General features: G+C 72.8%; 16 protein-coding genes. 4 read left to right on the top strand and 12 right to left on the bottom strand.

What is annotated here, in order from left to right:
- Positions 1-10 precede the first annotated feature (10 nt).
- From OG776_RS10485 to OG776_RS10475, 3 genes are read right to left on the bottom strand one after another with little or no spacing between them, the layout of a single operon-like run.
- Complete coding sequence (locus OG776_RS10485; protein WP_329320243.1) at positions 11-946, bottom strand: PDR/VanB family oxidoreductase; 936 nt, start codon at positions 944-946, stop codon at positions 11-13.
- Positions 943-1125 carry a hypothetical protein gene (locus tag OG776_RS10480; RefSeq protein WP_148013374.1) on the bottom strand — a complete coding sequence of 61 codons (183 nt, stop codon included), beginning with the start codon at positions 1123-1125 and terminating at the stop codon, positions 943-945. The genes OG776_RS10485 and OG776_RS10480 overlap by 4 nt, the downstream gene beginning before the upstream one ends.
- On the bottom strand, positions 1122-2186 hold the full coding sequence (locus tag OG776_RS10475; RefSeq protein WP_148013373.1) for an aromatic ring-hydroxylating dioxygenase subunit alpha: 1065 nt from the start codon (positions 2184-2186) through the stop codon (positions 1122-1124). Before OG776_RS10475 ends, OG776_RS10480 begins: the two co-directional genes overlap by 4 nt.
- Before the next feature lie 357 nt (positions 2187-2543).
- Here OG776_RS10475 and OG776_RS10470 point away from each other — a divergent pair, with 357 nt between their 5' ends.
- The 3 genes from OG776_RS10470 (at position 2544) to OG776_RS10460 (ending at position 4694) form a co-directional block, all read left to right on the top strand.
- Positions 2544-2735: a hypothetical protein gene (locus OG776_RS10470; RefSeq protein WP_222723875.1), complete on the top strand. Its 192-nt coding sequence runs from the start codon at positions 2544-2546 to the stop codon at positions 2733-2735.
- Positions 2732-3427 carry an enoyl-CoA hydratase-related protein gene (locus OG776_RS10465; RefSeq protein WP_329323684.1) on the top strand — a complete coding sequence of 232 codons (696 nt, stop codon included), beginning with the start codon at positions 2732-2734 and terminating at the stop codon, positions 3425-3427. The genes OG776_RS10470 and OG776_RS10465 overlap by 4 nt, the downstream gene beginning before the upstream one ends.
- 64 nt (positions 3428-3491) lie before the next feature.
- Positions 3492-4694, top strand: coding sequence for an IS110 family transposase (locus OG776_RS10460; RefSeq protein WP_329317956.1), 1203 nt, complete (start codon positions 3492-3494; stop codon positions 4692-4694).
- Between the two features lie 219 nt (positions 4695-4913).
- Here OG776_RS10460 and OG776_RS10455 read toward each other — a convergent pair whose 3' ends face one another.
- The 3 genes from OG776_RS10455 to OG776_RS10445 form a co-directional block, all read right to left on the bottom strand.
- Complete coding sequence (locus tag OG776_RS10455) at positions 4914-5345, bottom strand: TIGR03668 family PPOX class F420-dependent oxidoreductase (protein ID WP_148013371.1); 432 nt, start codon at positions 5343-5345, stop codon at positions 4914-4916.
- Complete coding sequence (locus tag OG776_RS10450; RefSeq protein ID WP_148013370.1) at positions 5345-6169, bottom strand: LLM class F420-dependent oxidoreductase; 825 nt, start codon at positions 6167-6169, stop codon at positions 5345-5347. Before OG776_RS10450 ends, OG776_RS10455 begins: the two co-directional genes overlap by 1 nt.
- 424 nt (positions 6170-6593) lie before the next feature.
- A complete protein-coding gene (locus OG776_RS10445; protein ID WP_148013369.1) occupies positions 6594-6932 on the bottom strand; it encodes a MerR family transcriptional regulator in 339 nt (112 codons plus the stop codon).
- Positions 6933-7417: 485 nt separating this feature from the next.
- Here OG776_RS10445 and OG776_RS10440 point away from each other — a divergent pair, with 485 nt between their 5' ends.
- Positions 7418-7792: a hypothetical protein gene (locus tag OG776_RS10440; protein WP_148013368.1), complete on the top strand. Its 375-nt coding sequence runs from the start codon at positions 7418-7420 to the stop codon at positions 7790-7792.
- 224 nt (positions 7793-8016) lie between these two features.
- On the opposite strand, the gene OG776_RS10435 is transcribed toward OG776_RS10440, so the two are convergent.
- From OG776_RS10435 to OG776_RS10410, 6 genes are all read right to left on the bottom strand, one after another.
- Positions 8017-8334: an SCO5918 family protein gene (locus tag OG776_RS10435; protein WP_148013367.1), complete on the bottom strand. Its 318-nt coding sequence runs from the start codon at positions 8332-8334 to the stop codon at positions 8017-8019.
- A gap of 51 nt (positions 8335-8385) precedes the next feature.
- Positions 8386-8628: a CBS domain-containing protein gene (locus OG776_RS10430; protein WP_148013366.1), complete on the bottom strand. Its 243-nt coding sequence runs from the start codon at positions 8626-8628 to the stop codon at positions 8386-8388.
- Positions 8629-8798: 170 nt separating this feature from the next.
- Positions 8799-10331 carry a DEAD/DEAH box helicase gene (locus tag OG776_RS10425; RefSeq protein ID WP_148013365.1) on the bottom strand — a complete coding sequence of 511 codons (1533 nt, stop codon included), beginning with the start codon at positions 10329-10331 and terminating at the stop codon, positions 8799-8801.
- 364 nt (positions 10332-10695) lie between these two features.
- On the bottom strand, positions 10696-10899 hold the full coding sequence (locus OG776_RS10420) for a cold-shock protein (RefSeq protein ID WP_030224351.1): 204 nt from the start codon (positions 10897-10899) through the stop codon (positions 10696-10698).
- A 348-nt stretch (positions 10900-11247) separates the two neighbouring features.
- A complete protein-coding gene (locus tag OG776_RS10415) occupies positions 11248-14481 on the bottom strand; it encodes a CHAT domain-containing protein (protein ID WP_329326399.1) in 3234 nt (1077 codons plus the stop codon).
- Positions 14481-14870, bottom strand: a complete 390-nt coding sequence (locus OG776_RS10410) for a hypothetical protein (protein WP_148012219.1) — start codon at positions 14868-14870, stop codon at positions 14481-14483. The genes OG776_RS10415 and OG776_RS10410 overlap by 1 nt, the downstream gene beginning before the upstream one ends.
- Positions 14871-14890 lie beyond the last annotated feature (20 nt).

The raw sequence follows: 14890 nt of genomic DNA, 5'->3' as shown, positions 1-14890 counted from the left end.
AGCCGCGTCTTCACAGGTCGAGCACCAGCCGTTTCCCCCGGCAGCGCGAGACGCAGATGAGCATGGCCGAGCCCGCGGCCCGCTCCGCGGCCGTCAGCACCGAGTCCCGGTGGTCCGGTATCCCTTCGAGCACGTCCGTCTCGCACGTGCCGCAGGTGCCCTCGGTACAGGAGAAGAGCACCTCGGCACCGGCGCCGCGCACCGCGTCGAGCACGGAGGTGCCCGCGGGGACGGTCAGCGTACGGCCGCTGCGCGCGAGCACGACCTCGAACTCGGCCTCGGTGCGGAATTCTTGGGCCTTCGGGCGGAAGCGTTCGACGTGCAGCAGCCCGGCGGGACACCGCTCCTCCACCGCGTCCAGCAGCGGGCCGGGACCGCAGCAGTAGACGAGGGTGCCCGCGGGGAGGCCGGAGAGCGCCGAGTCGAGGTCCAGCAGCCCGCTCTCGTCCTGCGGCGCGACCGTGACCCGGTCCCCGTACCGGCTCAACTCCGCCAGGAACGCCATGGAACCCCGGGACCGTCCGCCGTACAGCAGCGTCCACTCCGCGCCCGCCGCCCGGGCCGCGGCGAGCATCGGCAGGATCGGGGTGATGCCGATGCCGCCCGCGACGAACCGGTACCGGGAGGCCGGGACGAGGGCGAAGCCCTGGCGTGGACCGCGGACACGGACCGTGCTGCCCGCGCCCACCCGCTCGTGCAGATACGCGGACCCACCGCGCCCGTGCGGTTCCCGGAGCACCGCGATCCGCCACGCCCCGCGGTCCGCCGGGTCGCCGCACAACGAGTACTGCCGCTCCAGCCCCGGACCGCACACCACGTCGATGTGGGCGCCCGGCTCCCAGCCGGGGAGTTCCGCGCCGTGCGGGTCGCGCAGCGTCAGGGCGATCACCCCCGCCGCCACCGACTCCCGCCCCGTCACGACGAGTTCGGCCTCCAGGAGAGTCATCGGCGGGCTCCCCCGGAGGGGTGCCCTTCGGGGTGGGAGAGCATCCACTCCCACATCTCGACCGGATCGTGGGCGGTGTGCTCGGCGCCGCAGTGACAGGTGCCGCGCAGGACGTCGGTGCCCGGCAGCCAGTCGACGCGGTAGACCTCGCGCCGGGGCGACCCGGACGCGGGCCTCACAGGACCCTCTCCGTCGGCTTGTCGCCCTCCTCGGCGAGCCGGGCGAGGATGCGGCGGGCCGCGAGGCCGCCGGTGTCGATGTTGATGCTCAGCTCCTGGTACCCCGCGTGTTCGCCGCCCAGGGTCCGCTGCAGGAGGTTGAGCGCGTCGACGTCCTGCATCACGACGGTGTGGTTGAAGTCCCGCATGAACGTGGTGACTTCGTCGTCCTCACGGGCGAAGTCCCGGGAGACCGCCCAGAAGTCGTAGACGTGGCCGTCGCGGGAGGGAGTGATGGCGTACGTGATCTCGGTGTGGAAGGCGTGGGGATCGGCGCCGTCCGCCTCGGGCAGCACGCCGGCCGGCGCGACACGGCTGTGCAGCAGATACAGGCACGGCGCGTGGTACTCGATGTCCTGCCAGCGGGTGATCCGGCCCTCGACTCCGGTGGAGCGGGCGTAGAACGGCGGGCACTCGGCGTCGTCCATGTGGCGGCTGACCCGTACGACGCCGGCGGCCTCGTCGACCTCCGTCGTGATCGGTGTCTCGGCGACCTCGGGGGTGCCGATGTAGCCGCCGTGCAGATACGTCTCGTGGGAGAGGTCGAGCAGGTTGTCGACGAGCAGCCCGTAGTCGGCGTCGATGGGCTCCATGCCCGAGACCGTGGTCCAGTCCGGCGAGTCCATGTGCCGGGCCCGCGGGACGGTCTCCGGGTCGGCGAGCGCCGGGTCGCCGATCCACACCCAGACGAACGAGTCCCGCTCGGCCACCGGGTATGCGGCGACCCGGGCCGTGCGCGGGACGCGCTGCTGCCCGGGCACCGACACGCAGCGGCCCGTGACGTCGTAGGTGAACCCGTGGTACCCGCACACGACGCGGTCACCGTCGAGCCGGCTCGCGGAGAGCGGGAACCGGCGGTGCACGCAGCGGTCGGCCAGGGCGACGGCCGTCCCGTCCTCCTCGGTGCGGTAGAGGACGAGCGGCTCGCCCAGAACGGTCCGGCCGAGCAGCTCGCGCCCCACCTCGTGGGTGTAGGCGGTGACGTACCACTGGTTCCTCGCGAAGGCGGTCGTGTGCGGCATGGCGTTCCCGTCCCTGTCGGCGGGGCGCCGTCGCCCCGCGTGCCGTGGTCCGTGGTGGGTGGTGGGGTGGTCCGTCCCAGGGTCGTGACGCGCCCGCGCACCCGGCAACGCGGCTTCTGCCAGACGGAAGGGCTTCTGCGAGAGCCGCGCGGGGACCCGGACCCGCGGTCGGCGCTCACCGGACGCGGAGGACGGTGCGGTGCGTCGACGGATGCGCACCGGGTGCGGACACGGGTACGAGCGCCGGCACGGGTGTGAGCGCGGGGAACGGGTGCGAGGACGGCTTCGGGGACGGGGGCGGGCACAGTACGGGAATTCCGGGGAGCGAACGCGGAGGGGAGTGGAGAGGACGTGAACATGGCGGACACGGACATGCCCGGTCCGCTCGCCGGCAGGGACGGCGTGCGCGTCCAGCGGGTCTGCTCGACTCTCCTGATCACCATCGACCGTCCCCGGCCCCGCAACACGCTGACCGCCGCGGCCGGCGCCGGCCAGGCCACCGCGCCGGCCGTGCTGGAGGCCGACACCGGGTTGCAGGCCGGGTCCTGACCGGGGCGAAGGGAAACTTCAGCGCGGGCGCGGACCTGGCAGGCCCGCGCCCGGGCGCGCCGCCCACCCTCCCGGCGCGCGGGTTCGCCGCGCTGGCCGAGGCGCGGGCCGGACGCACGAAACCGATGATCGCCGCCGTGGAGGGTGCCGCGCCCGGCGGCGGCCTCGAACTCGCCCTGGCCTGCGACCTGATCGTCGCGGCAGAGGACGCGACGTCAGGTCCGCCCGAGGACGCGACGTTCGCCCCGCCCGAGGCCGGGAGCGGTCCGTACGCCGCCGGGCGCGGGGCGATCGGGCTGCCCCGGCGCGACGGTGGCCGTCGCCATCGGGCTCGCCGAGAGGCTCGCCCGCCGTGCGCCGCTCGCGCCGTCCGAGGTGAGGAAGCTCGTCCGGGCCGCCGACGGCCTGCCCCGGGCGTGACCTGTTCGCCCTGCGGTGCGAGGAACTTGGCGCCTGACGGACTCGGCCCGCGCGCACGGGGCATGACCACCCCCCCCGTTATGTTTTCCGCGGTCCTGCAAGAGGGCCGCTGGCCTCCGGGCCCGGCATGGCTGTTCCCCCCTGTCGAACCGATGACCTGGGGGGTGGTGCCACCGGGCCCGAGAGGCGCCGTTGGAGACGCTGATCAGAGGTCCGGCCACCGTCCGGTCCGGCGCAATGCCGGGCAGTTCGCGGGCGGCAGGTCTGCATAACGTGGATGCGCGCACGACGCCAACGCCCCGGCCAGCACACACGACATCCGTTCGGGAGGACGGCTTGAACGACAGCGACGAGACAGACGTCTTCCTCGGTTTGGACGTCGGCAAGACCACCCACCACGGGCACGGGCTCACCCCGGCCGGCAAGAAGGTCTTCGACAAGCAGCTGCCCAACACCGAACCGAAGCTGCGGGACGTCTTCGAGAAGCTGAAGACCAAGTTCGGCACCGTCCTGGTGATCGTCGACCAGCCCGCCTCCATCGGCGCCCTCCCGCTGACGGTCGCCCGGGACACCGGCTGCAAGGTCGCCTATCTGCCCGGCCTGGCCATGCGGCGGATCGCCGACCTCTACCCCGGCGAGGCGAAAACCGACGCGAAGGACGCCGCGGTGATTGCGGACGCGGCCCGCACCATGCCGCACACCCTGCGCTCGCTGGAACTCACCGACGAGATCACAGCCGAGCTGACCGTGCTCGTCGGCTTCGACCAGGACCTCGCCGCCGAGGCCACCCGCACATCCAACAGGATCCGCGGCCTGCTCACCCAGTTCCACCCCAGCCTCGAGCGGGTCCTCGGCCCACGCCTGGACCACAGCGCCGTGACCTGGCTGCTGGAACGCTACGGATCTCCGGCGGCCCTGCGGAAAGCTGGGCGACGCAAGCTTGTTGAAGTGATCCGGCCCAAGGCCCCGCGCATGGCGACACGCCTGATCGACGACGTCTTCGACGCACTCGACGAGCAGACCGTCGTGGTCCCGGGCACCGGCACCCTCGACATCGTGATCCCATCCCTGGCCCGCTCGCTCGGCGCCGTTCACGAACAAAGACGGGCGGCACAAGCCCAGATCACAGCCCTGCTGGAGGATCACCCTCTTTCCAAGGTCCTGACGTCGCTGCCCGGCGTCGGCGTCAGGACCGCCGCTGCATTGCTGGTCACCGTCGGCGACGGAACCAGCTTCCCCACCGCCGCCCATCTGGCCTCCTACGCCGGCCTCGCCCCGACAACAAAGTCGTCGGGGACCTCGATCCACGGCGAACACGCGCCCAGAGGCGGCAACCGGCAGCTCAAACGCGCGATGTTCCTGTCCGCGTTCGCCGCTCTGCACGATCCCGCCTCCCGCACCTACTACGACAAATGCCGCACCAGAGGAAAGACCCACACGCAAGCCCTCCTCCGGCTCGCCCGACAACGCATCAACGTGCTCTTCGCCATGCTCCGCGACGGCACCTTCTACGAACCCAGAACCCCACGCCTCGCTTGACCAAAGACATAGAGGCACCCCCCCCGCCAGGCGCCGCGCCCCACGGCGGCCGGGAAACCGACCTGAGGAGCGAGGACGTCGACCCCTGAGGGAAGCGGATGCCGCTGTGGGGCCTCCGGCCCTCCGGTGCCCTGGCCCTCGGGGTCTTCGGCCATCCGGCGCCCCCGTGTCCCGTTAGCGGCTCGACGCGTGCGGGGTGCGGGGCCAGGGCGCTTCAGCTCAGCTCGCCCGCCACCCCGTCCAGCGGGTGACGAGGACCTCCACCACCTCGCCCGCCGGCGGACGGCCGGTGTACTGCGCGGAGTACTTCGCGGTGAGCAGCCGCGTGCAGCGGGCCGCTTCGGCGGACCGGCCGGCGGGCGGGAGCACCTGGGCCCGCCCGTCCGCGCGGGCCCACCAGAGCTGGTCCCAGTCCTCGTCGTACCGGTCGGCGAGCAGGGAGACGGCGGGGTTGGCGAGGATGTTGGCGAGCCGTTTGAGGTGGGTCGACCGCTTGGGCTTGTGGTCGACGGCCATGGCCACCGTGTCCCCGGTCACCACGAAGACCACCGGCACCAGGTGCGGGCGGCCGTCGGGGTCGGCGGTGGCCAGGCGGGCGACCCGGGACGCCGCGAACCTCTCGCGGGCCTCGGACGCGGTCAGGGCGGGCATCAGCGGAAGCGGGCGGCGACCTCGGCGAACTGGTCCAGGTGTGCGACGGCGGCCGGTTCGGGGTCGGACGGCAGATAGAACAGCACGCGTTCCACGTCCAGCCGGGCGTAGGCCTCGACCGCCTCGGGGGTCGCGGGCACACCGTAGACCGTCACGGGGACCGGGCGGCCGGCGGCGGCCCGCATCTCCTCGATCTGCGGTGCCAGCACCTCCGGCGGCAGGCTGTTGGCGAGCCAGGCGTCACCGAGTTCGGCGATCCTGGGGAAGGCGCCCCTGCCGCCGCCGATGTAGAGGGGCGGGTGCGGCTTGCGGACTGGCTTGGGCCAGGCGTAGACGGGGTCGAAGTCGACGAACTCCCCGTGGAACTCGGCCTTCTCCTTGGTCCACAGTTCGAGGATGGCACGCAGCCGCTCGTCGACCAGCCTGCCCCGGGTGGCCGGATCGGTGCCGTGGTTGGCCATCTCCTCACGGTTCCAGCCGACACCGACTCCGAACACGGCCCGGCCGTCGGAGACCAGGTCCAGTGAGGCCACTTCCTTGGCGGTGTGGATCGGGTCGCGCTGCGAGACCAGGGCGATTCCGGTGCCCAGCAGGAGCCGTTCGGTGACGGTGGCCGCGGCGGTCAGCGCCACGAAGGGGTCGAGGGTGCGGTAGTAGATCTCGGGAAGGTCCCCGCCCTGGGGATAGGGGGAGCGGCGTTCCACCGGGATGTGACTGTGCTCGGCGATGAACAGCGAGTCGAACCCGTGCTCCTCGACGGCCCGCCCGAGCGGGGCCGGCCGGGTGCTCAGATCGGTGATGAAGGTGGAGATCCCGAATTTCACGCGGCTCCTTCGTCGCTCTTCCCGCGGGATCCGGTGGATACCGGTCCCGGCCCGGCGTACCGCCCGGACCCGGACGCCGCCGGTGGCACGGGCTGCCGCTCATTGTCGGCGAGGGCGACGGTCCAGGGGCGCGTGGCGCGCCGGTCCGTGCGCGAGGGCGCGGGCCGGAGCCCGTCGGGGGAATGCCGTCGGGGCCCAGGACGTTCTCTCCCATGTGGTGGTGGAGGGAACTGTGTCCCCGGGCCTCATCTTCACGCCCATGAGGACGATCGTTCGGCTGAAGCCTCATGGAGCCCCCGCCGCGGAGGCGACCGCCCTTCACCGCCACGCTCGACGCACCGCTCCCGCCGGGGTACGGCGAGGACGCGTGTGACGCCGCCGGCGCAGGGTCGCCCGTTCGGGTGGCGTCCGTTCCGCTCGGTGCTCAGCCGGAGTTCTCGGTCCCCTTGTCCGCGGAGCGGCGGTACTCGGCGTTGATGCGCTGTGCTTCCTCGAGCTGGTCCTCGAGAATGATGATGCGGCACGCGGCCTCGACCGGTGTCCCCTTGTCGACGAGCTCGCGGGCGCGCGCGGCGATCCGCAGCTGGTAACGGGAGTACCGCCGATGTCCGCCCTCCGAGCGGAGAGGCGTGATCAGCCGTGCCTCGCCGATGGCGCGGAGGAAGCCGGGTGTGGTGCCGAGCATCTCGGCCGCCCGGCCCATGGTGTACGCGGGGTAGTCGTCGTCGTCCAGACGGCCACCGAGCGGAGTATCTGCTGTCATTTCACCTCGTTGAGCAACGCGTCGAGGGGCCCTGGCGCCGTACGGCACCAGGGCCCCGAAGGAAATTCAACACCATCTGTCGGCCTTACTGCTGCGCCGACCGTCTGTTTCCGCTACCCGGGCCCCGGGAGGGACGGGAGTGCGGGGATCGAGGATGCGTAACCGGGGACCACCTTCCGTTCTGGGGCCGTGCGGTACCCGGCCTGATCGTGCTCGGGCCGGGCGATCCTGATGGCGTCCGTTCCTCCGTTCTTCCTCTGTGTCCGTCACGCGTCGCTCTCGTGCGCCCAACGGCCCTCTGAGCTGCGGGCCGTGTACGTGACGGTCATGTCTACAAGAGAAACCCTAGCCACGCCGCCGACCAATGTCTACTTTCGCGAGCATAGATTTTGGTGTCGGCGTGTCGCACACATGGCGAGGCCGACGGGTGACGGGACATCGCGTACGCGTCCGGAGGGACGGGAACGCCCATAGAATCGGCTCCCATGTCGAACCCTGACGAGCTGCTCGTGGACATCTCCGCCATGGTGGAGTCCGGGCAGAGCAATCAGATGTCGCTGACCGTGGTCGTCGGCGGAACCGTCATCACCGGCCGGCTGGCTCCCGAGGCCGTCTGGCGGGAACGTGTCTCGGAGGTCCTGAAGGACTCCGACCGTCTCGGGCCGTTCGCCGACGTCTTCACCGCGGGGCGGGCCCAGCACCGCCCGGAGCGGGGCGAGCCTCCCACGCATCTCCACTTCCACCTCGCCCGCATCCTGCAGGGCAGTGTCGGGATCCCGGAGACGGGCGGCATGTACCGCGTCGCGATCGAGGACGTCGGCGCCTGGACCGTGGGCGACTTCAGCTATTCCGACCAGTGAGACCCCGCGCCTGAGGGCGGTCCCCGGACTCCTGATGGTCCTCATGTGGAGGGTGACGCACGACGAGGGCCCCACCGGCACCTGCCGGTGGGGCCCTCGTCGTGCGTCCGGGCGGCGGGTTCCGTCGCGGGTCCGCGGTGGCGGACTCGCGTGGTCCCCGACGCCGTGAGGTCCCGGCCCCCTCGGAGCCCCGGTGGGGCGGGACCTCAGTGCCCCTCGGGACCTCAGTGCCCCTGGGGGGCCGGACTGCCGAGCAGGGCCGACGCGTTCTGCAACGGTGTGAGAACCGCCGTGGCCTGGACGGCCGTGCGGCCGTCCTGGCAGGTGAAGCCGAGGCGGATCATGGCCCGGGTGACCTCCCCGCCGGTGAAGTCCCGCCGGTCCTGGCGGGTGATGACCTCACCCACCTGCTTGACGGGGTAGTGGCGACGGCCGATCAGGACCGACTCGCCGGTGATCGGCTCGGGTTTGACGCCCTTCATCGAGGCCAGCACCCCGCTTTTGGACAGGTCGAACGGGAACCGGGCGATGACGCAGCGCATGGGACCTCACAGGGGAACGGGGACGAGGGGTGTCCGGCGGGAGGGGACGGGTCACCAGGCGGGAGCGCAGGCGCCTCCGGCGCGGTCCTGCCCGCCGACGCCGAGCACGTCCCGCACCCGGATCCGGTCCGTATAGGCGGAGCTGTCGCGGACCGCGACGAGCTGGGCGCGGGTGACCGCGCCGGTGCACCGCTCGTCCCCGTCGCACAGGAGCAGGTACCCGACCCGCGCGCCGGTCATGACGGACAGGGCGACCTCGACGGTCATGTCGTCGAGGACCCGGGGTCCGGACATGTCCACGGCATGAGCCGGGGTCGGGACGGCCGCGGCGGGATGTTGCCGGGTCCGGGCTGTCGTCAGTGTCAGGGCCGGTGCGGATGTCAAAGGATGCCTCCTGCGAAGTGGGGTGAGCTGTCCCGTCACGACGCGCGGCGCCGGCGGCGCCGCGCGTCGCGGTCGCCGTACTAGGCCGCGGGGTCGAGGGCCGACGGTCGTCGTGCCGTACGGCGTGCCGCCGCGCCGGCGGACTGTCCCTGCCCGGAGCCGCCGCGACGGCCCCGGGGAGAGCCGCTTCCCCGTGCGGAGGTGCCGCGACGGGTGCGCTCCGTGGCCGGCGCGGTGATGACCACCGGCACGCCCGAGGGGGTCTGCGCGCCCGTGATGCGGCTCAACTCCTCCTCGCCCGAACGGACTTGAGTGGTCCGCGGGGTGATGCCGGCCGCGACCATCAGGCGGCTCATGTCGCGGCGCTGCTGGGGCGTCACCAGGGTGACGACGCTGCCGGACTCGCCCGCGCGCGCGGTGCGGCCGCCCCGGTGCAGGTAGTCCTTCGGGTCGGTGGGCGGATCGACGTTCACGACGAGGTCGAGGTGGTCGACGTGGATACCGCGCGCCGCGACGTTGGTGGCCACCAGGACCGTCACGTGGCCGGCCCTGAACCGGTCCAGGGTGCGGGTGCGCTGGGGCTGGGACTTGCCCCCGTGCAGCGCCGCGGCGCGGACGCCGCTCTGCAACAGGTGATCCGTCAGGCGGTCCACGGCGTGCTTGGTGTCGAGGAACATGATCACCCGCCCGTCGCGGGCCGCGATCTCGGTCGTCGTCCGCTGCTTGTCCGCACCGTGCACATGGAGGACGTGGTGCTCCATGGTGGTGACGGCGCCCGCGGACGGGTCGACGGAGTGGACCACGGGGTCGGTCAGATAACGGCGCACCAGCAGGTCGACGTTGCGGTCCAGGGTGGCGGAGAACAGCATCCGCTGGCCCTCGGGCCGCACTTGGTCGAGCAACGCGGTGACCTGCGGCATGAAGCCCATGTCGGTCATCTGGTCCGCCTCGTCGAGGACCGTGACACCGACCTGGTCGAGACGGCAGTCGCCGCGGTCGATGAGGTCCTTGAGCCGTCCCGGCGTGGCGACGACGACCTCCGCCCCGCCACGCAGCGCGCCCGCCTGCCGGCCGATCGACATCCCGCCGACGACCGTGGCCAGCCGCAGCCTGACGGCGCGTGCGTAAGGAGTGAGCGCGTCGGTGACCTGCTGGGCGAGTTCACGGGTGGGTACGAGGACCAGGGCCAGCGGCTGCCGGGGCTCGGCGCGCCGGCCGGCCGTACGGGCCAGCAGGGCGAGTCCGAAGGCGAGGGTCTTGCCCGACCCGGTGCGTCCGCGGCCGAGCACGTCGCGGCCGGCGAGCGAGTTCGGCAGGGTGGCCGCCTGGATCGGGAAGGGCACGGTCACGCCTTCGTGGCCGAGCGCCGCCAACAGCCCCGCGGGCATGGCGAGATCGGCGAACGACTCGACGGCGGGCAGGGCGGGGGTGAGGGTCTTCGGGGGTGCGAACTCGCCCTGCGCCGCGCTCTGTCGGCGGCCCTGGCCCGCGGGCCGCCGCGGTCCGCCGGAGCGGCCGGCGGTCGAGGCGCCGTAGTGGCCGCCGGTCCTCGGGGAGCCGGACCTCTCGGCGCGGGTGCGGGAGTAGCGGTCGTTCGTGCGCGTGCGGTTCATGCGGAACCTTCCTCGATGCGGCGCGTATCAAGGAATTCCCGCAGCGAAAGGCAGCGCAGAGAACCGCAAGAACGAACCGGGACTGCGCGGAACCGATGCGGTTCCGCGGGAGAATGCTCAGGGAAAACGGCGCTCGGGAAACCGGAGCGGTTCCGATGACGAGGGCCGGGGACTCCGTGGGCAGGGTGGAAAATCCGTACCCGGAGTGTCGTGCGGAGCATTCTCGTGGGGTGGGGATGTGCATCGTCTCCGTCGCGCGGCGGATGTGAACGCGCGGTCCGACGGAGACGCCGTACGGAAAAAGACCGCGAGCCGGGGCCCGCACCCCATGGTGCGGGCCCCGGCTGCGAAGTGGGTGAGGGCGTCAGGCGGGAACGATGTTCTCGGCCGTCGGGCCCTTCTGGCCCTGCGCGATGTCGAAGGACACCTTCTGGCCCTCCTGGAGTTCACGGAAGCCCTGGGCGGCGATGTTCGAGTAGTGGGCGAAGACGTCGGCGCCGCCGCCGTCCTGCTCGATGAAGCCGAAGCCCTTTTCCGCGTTGAACCATTTCACGGTGCCGGTGGCCATAAAGATCTCCTTCGGGGCGATGTCCGGAGTGCGCCGTGCGCGGACTCCGCGTCGCCGTGATGATCGCCCCGCCGGAGAGGAATCCGGAGACAAAAAGGAGTGTCACCGGAACGGGATTCGGGTGAGGGCACTCGCAAGTTTTAGGGAACCACAACTGCAACTGACATCGACAGTAGCACGGAGCGATCGATCATGTGCGCTGGATAACTCTGCTCCGCCTGTCGGGCGAGGAATCCTCATGGTGCGTCCTATTCATTTCTCACTTCGTGGTCACAGATATGGTGGGCCGAGCGGTGTCCCCGTGACGGGGTCCGGGCCCGGGTGGCCGCGGCGCCCGGACTCGGGTGGCTACGGCCCGACGTGGATGTAGGGGGCCCACAGGCTGGGGTTCTCCCGGACCCCTTCGGCGTGGTCGCGGATCCCGCGGACCGCCTCGCGCAGGGCGTGTGCCGACCGCCCGGGGAAGGGATGAGCGGTGCCGAAGGCCGCGTAGAAGCGGTCGGACACCTCCAGGGAGGTGTCGTCCGCGACCGCCCAGAGGGTTCCGACGACGTGGGTGAACCCGGCCATGTGGAACGCGCCGGTGATGTGCAGGGCCTCGTCGGCGAACTCCCGGCGTGCGCTGGTGGTCTCGCACGCGGAGAGATAGGCGAGTTCCGCGTCCGGGAGGCGGAGCCGGGCGATGTCGGAGAGCGTGAGCGGAGCCGTGGCGTGGTCGTGCAGCACGACGTGACCGGCCGCCGCTCCGGAGAGCGCGCCGACGGCGTGGCACGCGAAGTGCGCCCACGCGTGGCGGGGGAGCGCGTCCAGCACCGACTGCCGCACGGCGTCCTCGGCCAGGAGCAGCCGGGCGCCCGGAAGGCGGGCGAGCCGTCCGGCCTCCTCCCGTACGCCGTCCAGCGGTGGCGAACCGGAGCCCGGCGCCGCGGGGACGGCGACGACCAGCGGGGCGGCGGGCTCGGGCCGGTCCGGACGCGCCGCCCCGCGCCGGCGGGCGTGCACGAGGCTGTTGACGGTCGGGGCGTACGAGCAGACCGCGCGGTCGAGCAGACTGTCCCCGGCGTCCCCGGCGTCCCCGGCGTCCCCGGCGTCCCCGGCGTCCCCGGCGTCCCCGGCGTCCCCGTGCCGGCCGGCCGCGTGCAGCGGCAGCGCGGTGAGGGGTCCGGTGGGAACCCACCAGAGGCGGCCCGGCTCTCCCCCTGAATCCGCACCGGGCCATCCCCAGGCGGTGAGCGCGGCGAGAACCGGCTCCGCGAGGGCCGTCCACAGCCAGCCGAGCGTCTCCCGGACCACCCCCTGGGCGTCGCGCTGCCCGGACAGCGGCAGGGCGGGGTCGCCGGACGCCCGGATCGCGGCGAGGAAGACGGCCGCCCGCCGTTCTGCCTCCGCGTGCCGCAGCCGTTCCAGCCTCACCGGCCGTACGCGCCCCTGGTACAGGACGAGCGCGTCGCAGCGCAGCGGGCTGACGTTCACGACGACGACCGGGCCCGTCTCCCCGATCCCGGCGAGCATCTCGTCCGTGCGCGGGAGCCGCAGGAAGTCCTCGCAGCCCGGCTCCCGCCGGATCGTCTCCACGAGCCGCTCCCATCGCTCGGCCAGGGTGTGCCGGTCCTCGCCGGTCAACGGGTCGTCCGCCGCCGGGTCTTCGGCCCCGCCGGGCTCCGTCGAGGTGAAGGAGGATGCCTCCGGACGGTCGAGCTGCGGGATCAACCGCGCCCACTCGGAAGCGAGTTCGTCCGGCAGCCGGCTCAGCAGCTCCGAGGTCTCCGTGCGGGCGTCGAGCGCCTGGCCGAGCAGCACACCGCGGCCCTGTTCGAGCAGCCGCAGGGCGAGTTCGGCACCGGACGTCTCCACGTCGGACGTCTCCGTCTCAGGCGTCCCTGTTCCGCCGGCCCGCGTCCCGGCCGACCCTGTTCCGTCCGCCCGCGTCCCAGCCGCCCCAGCCGTCGCTGTTCCGGCCGTCTCCGTTCCGGACGGTCGCGCGCCGGACGGTTCCAGCCCGGCCGGGGTCGGAGCCGTGGCGGGCGGCCGGAGCTCGGCGAGATCCAGCGCGCACGCGGCCGCGTCGCAGGCGAGACCCGCGAAGTCGCCCAACTGGCGTGCGCGGTCCATGCGTCCCACGCGATACGAGGCGGTACGCGGCAGCAGCTCGACCGCGAGCCGGTACGGTTCCATCGCCGCGGCGGGCCCGTACGCCGACGCCGGGGAGCCCCCGCCGCCTTCGAGGACGCTCAGGGCCCACAGCCGGGCACAGCCCACCCGGACGCTCACGTCCATCGCCGGGTCCCGCGCCGCCCGCCGGTACAGCGCGATCGCCGTCTTTCGGGCCCGCGCGTCCCCTTCGGTCACCCCCTTCGTGGCCAGGGCCGAACCGTGGTGGAGGAGGGCGAGCCCGCGCAGCACATGTCCGTCGGGAGTGGCGGCGTACGCCTGACCGGTGGCGTGCACCCAGGCGCGCAGGGCACGTCGTTCACGCCGGCCCGGCCGGCGACGGATCCCGGCGCCGGCCGGCCTCCCGCGCTCCCCGGGACGCTCGCCCGTTCCCGGACCCGCCCCGCCCGTCTCCGTGACAGCGGGGACGGCGAGGCCCGCGGCATCGGCACCCGCGGCGTCGGCGACGGTGTCCGGCCGGCCGACGGCAGGAAGCCCGACGGCGCGGCGGCCGGTGGCGTCGACGAGTTCCAGGCGGCGCACGGTCGCCAGTACCGCGTGGCGCTGTACGAGATTGGGGTGCCCCGCCGGGGTGGCGGCCACCGCGCGCCGCGCGGCGCGGGCGGCCTCGCGGAGGTCGGCGGGGTCCGGGCGGGCCGTATGACGGTCGGTCAGGATCAGGGCGAGGTTCGACAGGAAGCGTGGATACAGCCGGTGGCGCCGGGAGACGCCGGCGAGCACCTCCCGTGCCAGGGCCGCGGCCTCGTCGAGCGCCTCCGGCACGCCGTAGGGGGACCAGCGGTGCTGGTGCCGGAGCGCCTCGGCGAGGTTGGAGCGGGCCCAGAGCCCCTGGTCCGTCTCCGGTTCGGTGCAGGCCACCGCCTCCCGGAAGCTGCTCAGGGCCTCGGTCAGCGCGCTGGAGTCACCGTGCAGCTGGAAGAGGCTGAGCAGGGCGTCGCCGAGGCTGTTGAGACGGTTGGAGCGCAGCGCGCCCCGGGACGGTGTCGAGGCCAGAGCCGTCCTGACGGCGTCCACGGAGGCGCCCAGGTCACGTGTGTCACGGGTACGCAGCCAGCGCAGCCGCAGCGCGCCGGACAGGTTCGCCCAGTAGGACGGGGTGGCGACGGTGACCTCCGTGCCGTACGGGGCCAGCGCCTCGCGGAACAGGGTGACGGCTCCGTCCAGGTCCGTCAGTTCCCCGAACCGCTCGTAGCGGGACCAGAGCACCATCCCGACGCCGTTCATGGCGGCGCTGCGCAGATCGGTGTTCTCCGCTCGGGTCAGCAGCGCGTCGAAGAGCACCAGGGCGCGTTCGAGATCGGAGAGGCGGCCCGCGCGCTCGTAGCGGGCGAGCGCTTCCTCGGCGCCTCCCAGCACGGCCAGCAACTGCTCGTACCCGGGCGTGCCGAACAGGTCGTACGGGGTGGCCATCAGTGAGCGGGCCGGCCGGCGGAACCGGGACCGTCGTCCTCGTCGCGCCGTTCCCGGATGCGCCGGGCCATCGCCTCGCCCATCGGACCGTTCCGCTCGAACCAGACGGCGGCCTCCTCGTCACGTCCGAGCGAGAGCAGGGTCAGGGCGAGATTGGCCGTCGCGTCCTGGTGGCCGGCCTCCGCCGCCGGGGTCAGTACCTCGACGGCCTCCGCGAGACGCCCGTCGATCCGTAACTTGACGCCGTACTGGTTCAGGGCCTGCGGGGACCCGGTCCCGGCAGCGCGGCGCAGCTCGGCCTCCGAGGGCATCGCGCGGAAGGTGAACCGCGGTCCGTCCCCGCCGCCCCGCTCCGCCTCGCGTGCTCGTGCGCGTCGACGCCAGAACATCGGCATCACCCCCCGTGATC

Origin of the sequence: Streptomyces sp. NBC_01689 (assembly GCF_036250675.1) — a bacterium.
GTDB lineage: Bacteria > Actinomycetota > Actinomycetes > Streptomycetales > Streptomycetaceae > Streptomyces.
The sequence above is the reverse complement of the archived record's forward strand: the minus strand, read 5'-3'. Positions and strand labels throughout refer to the sequence as shown.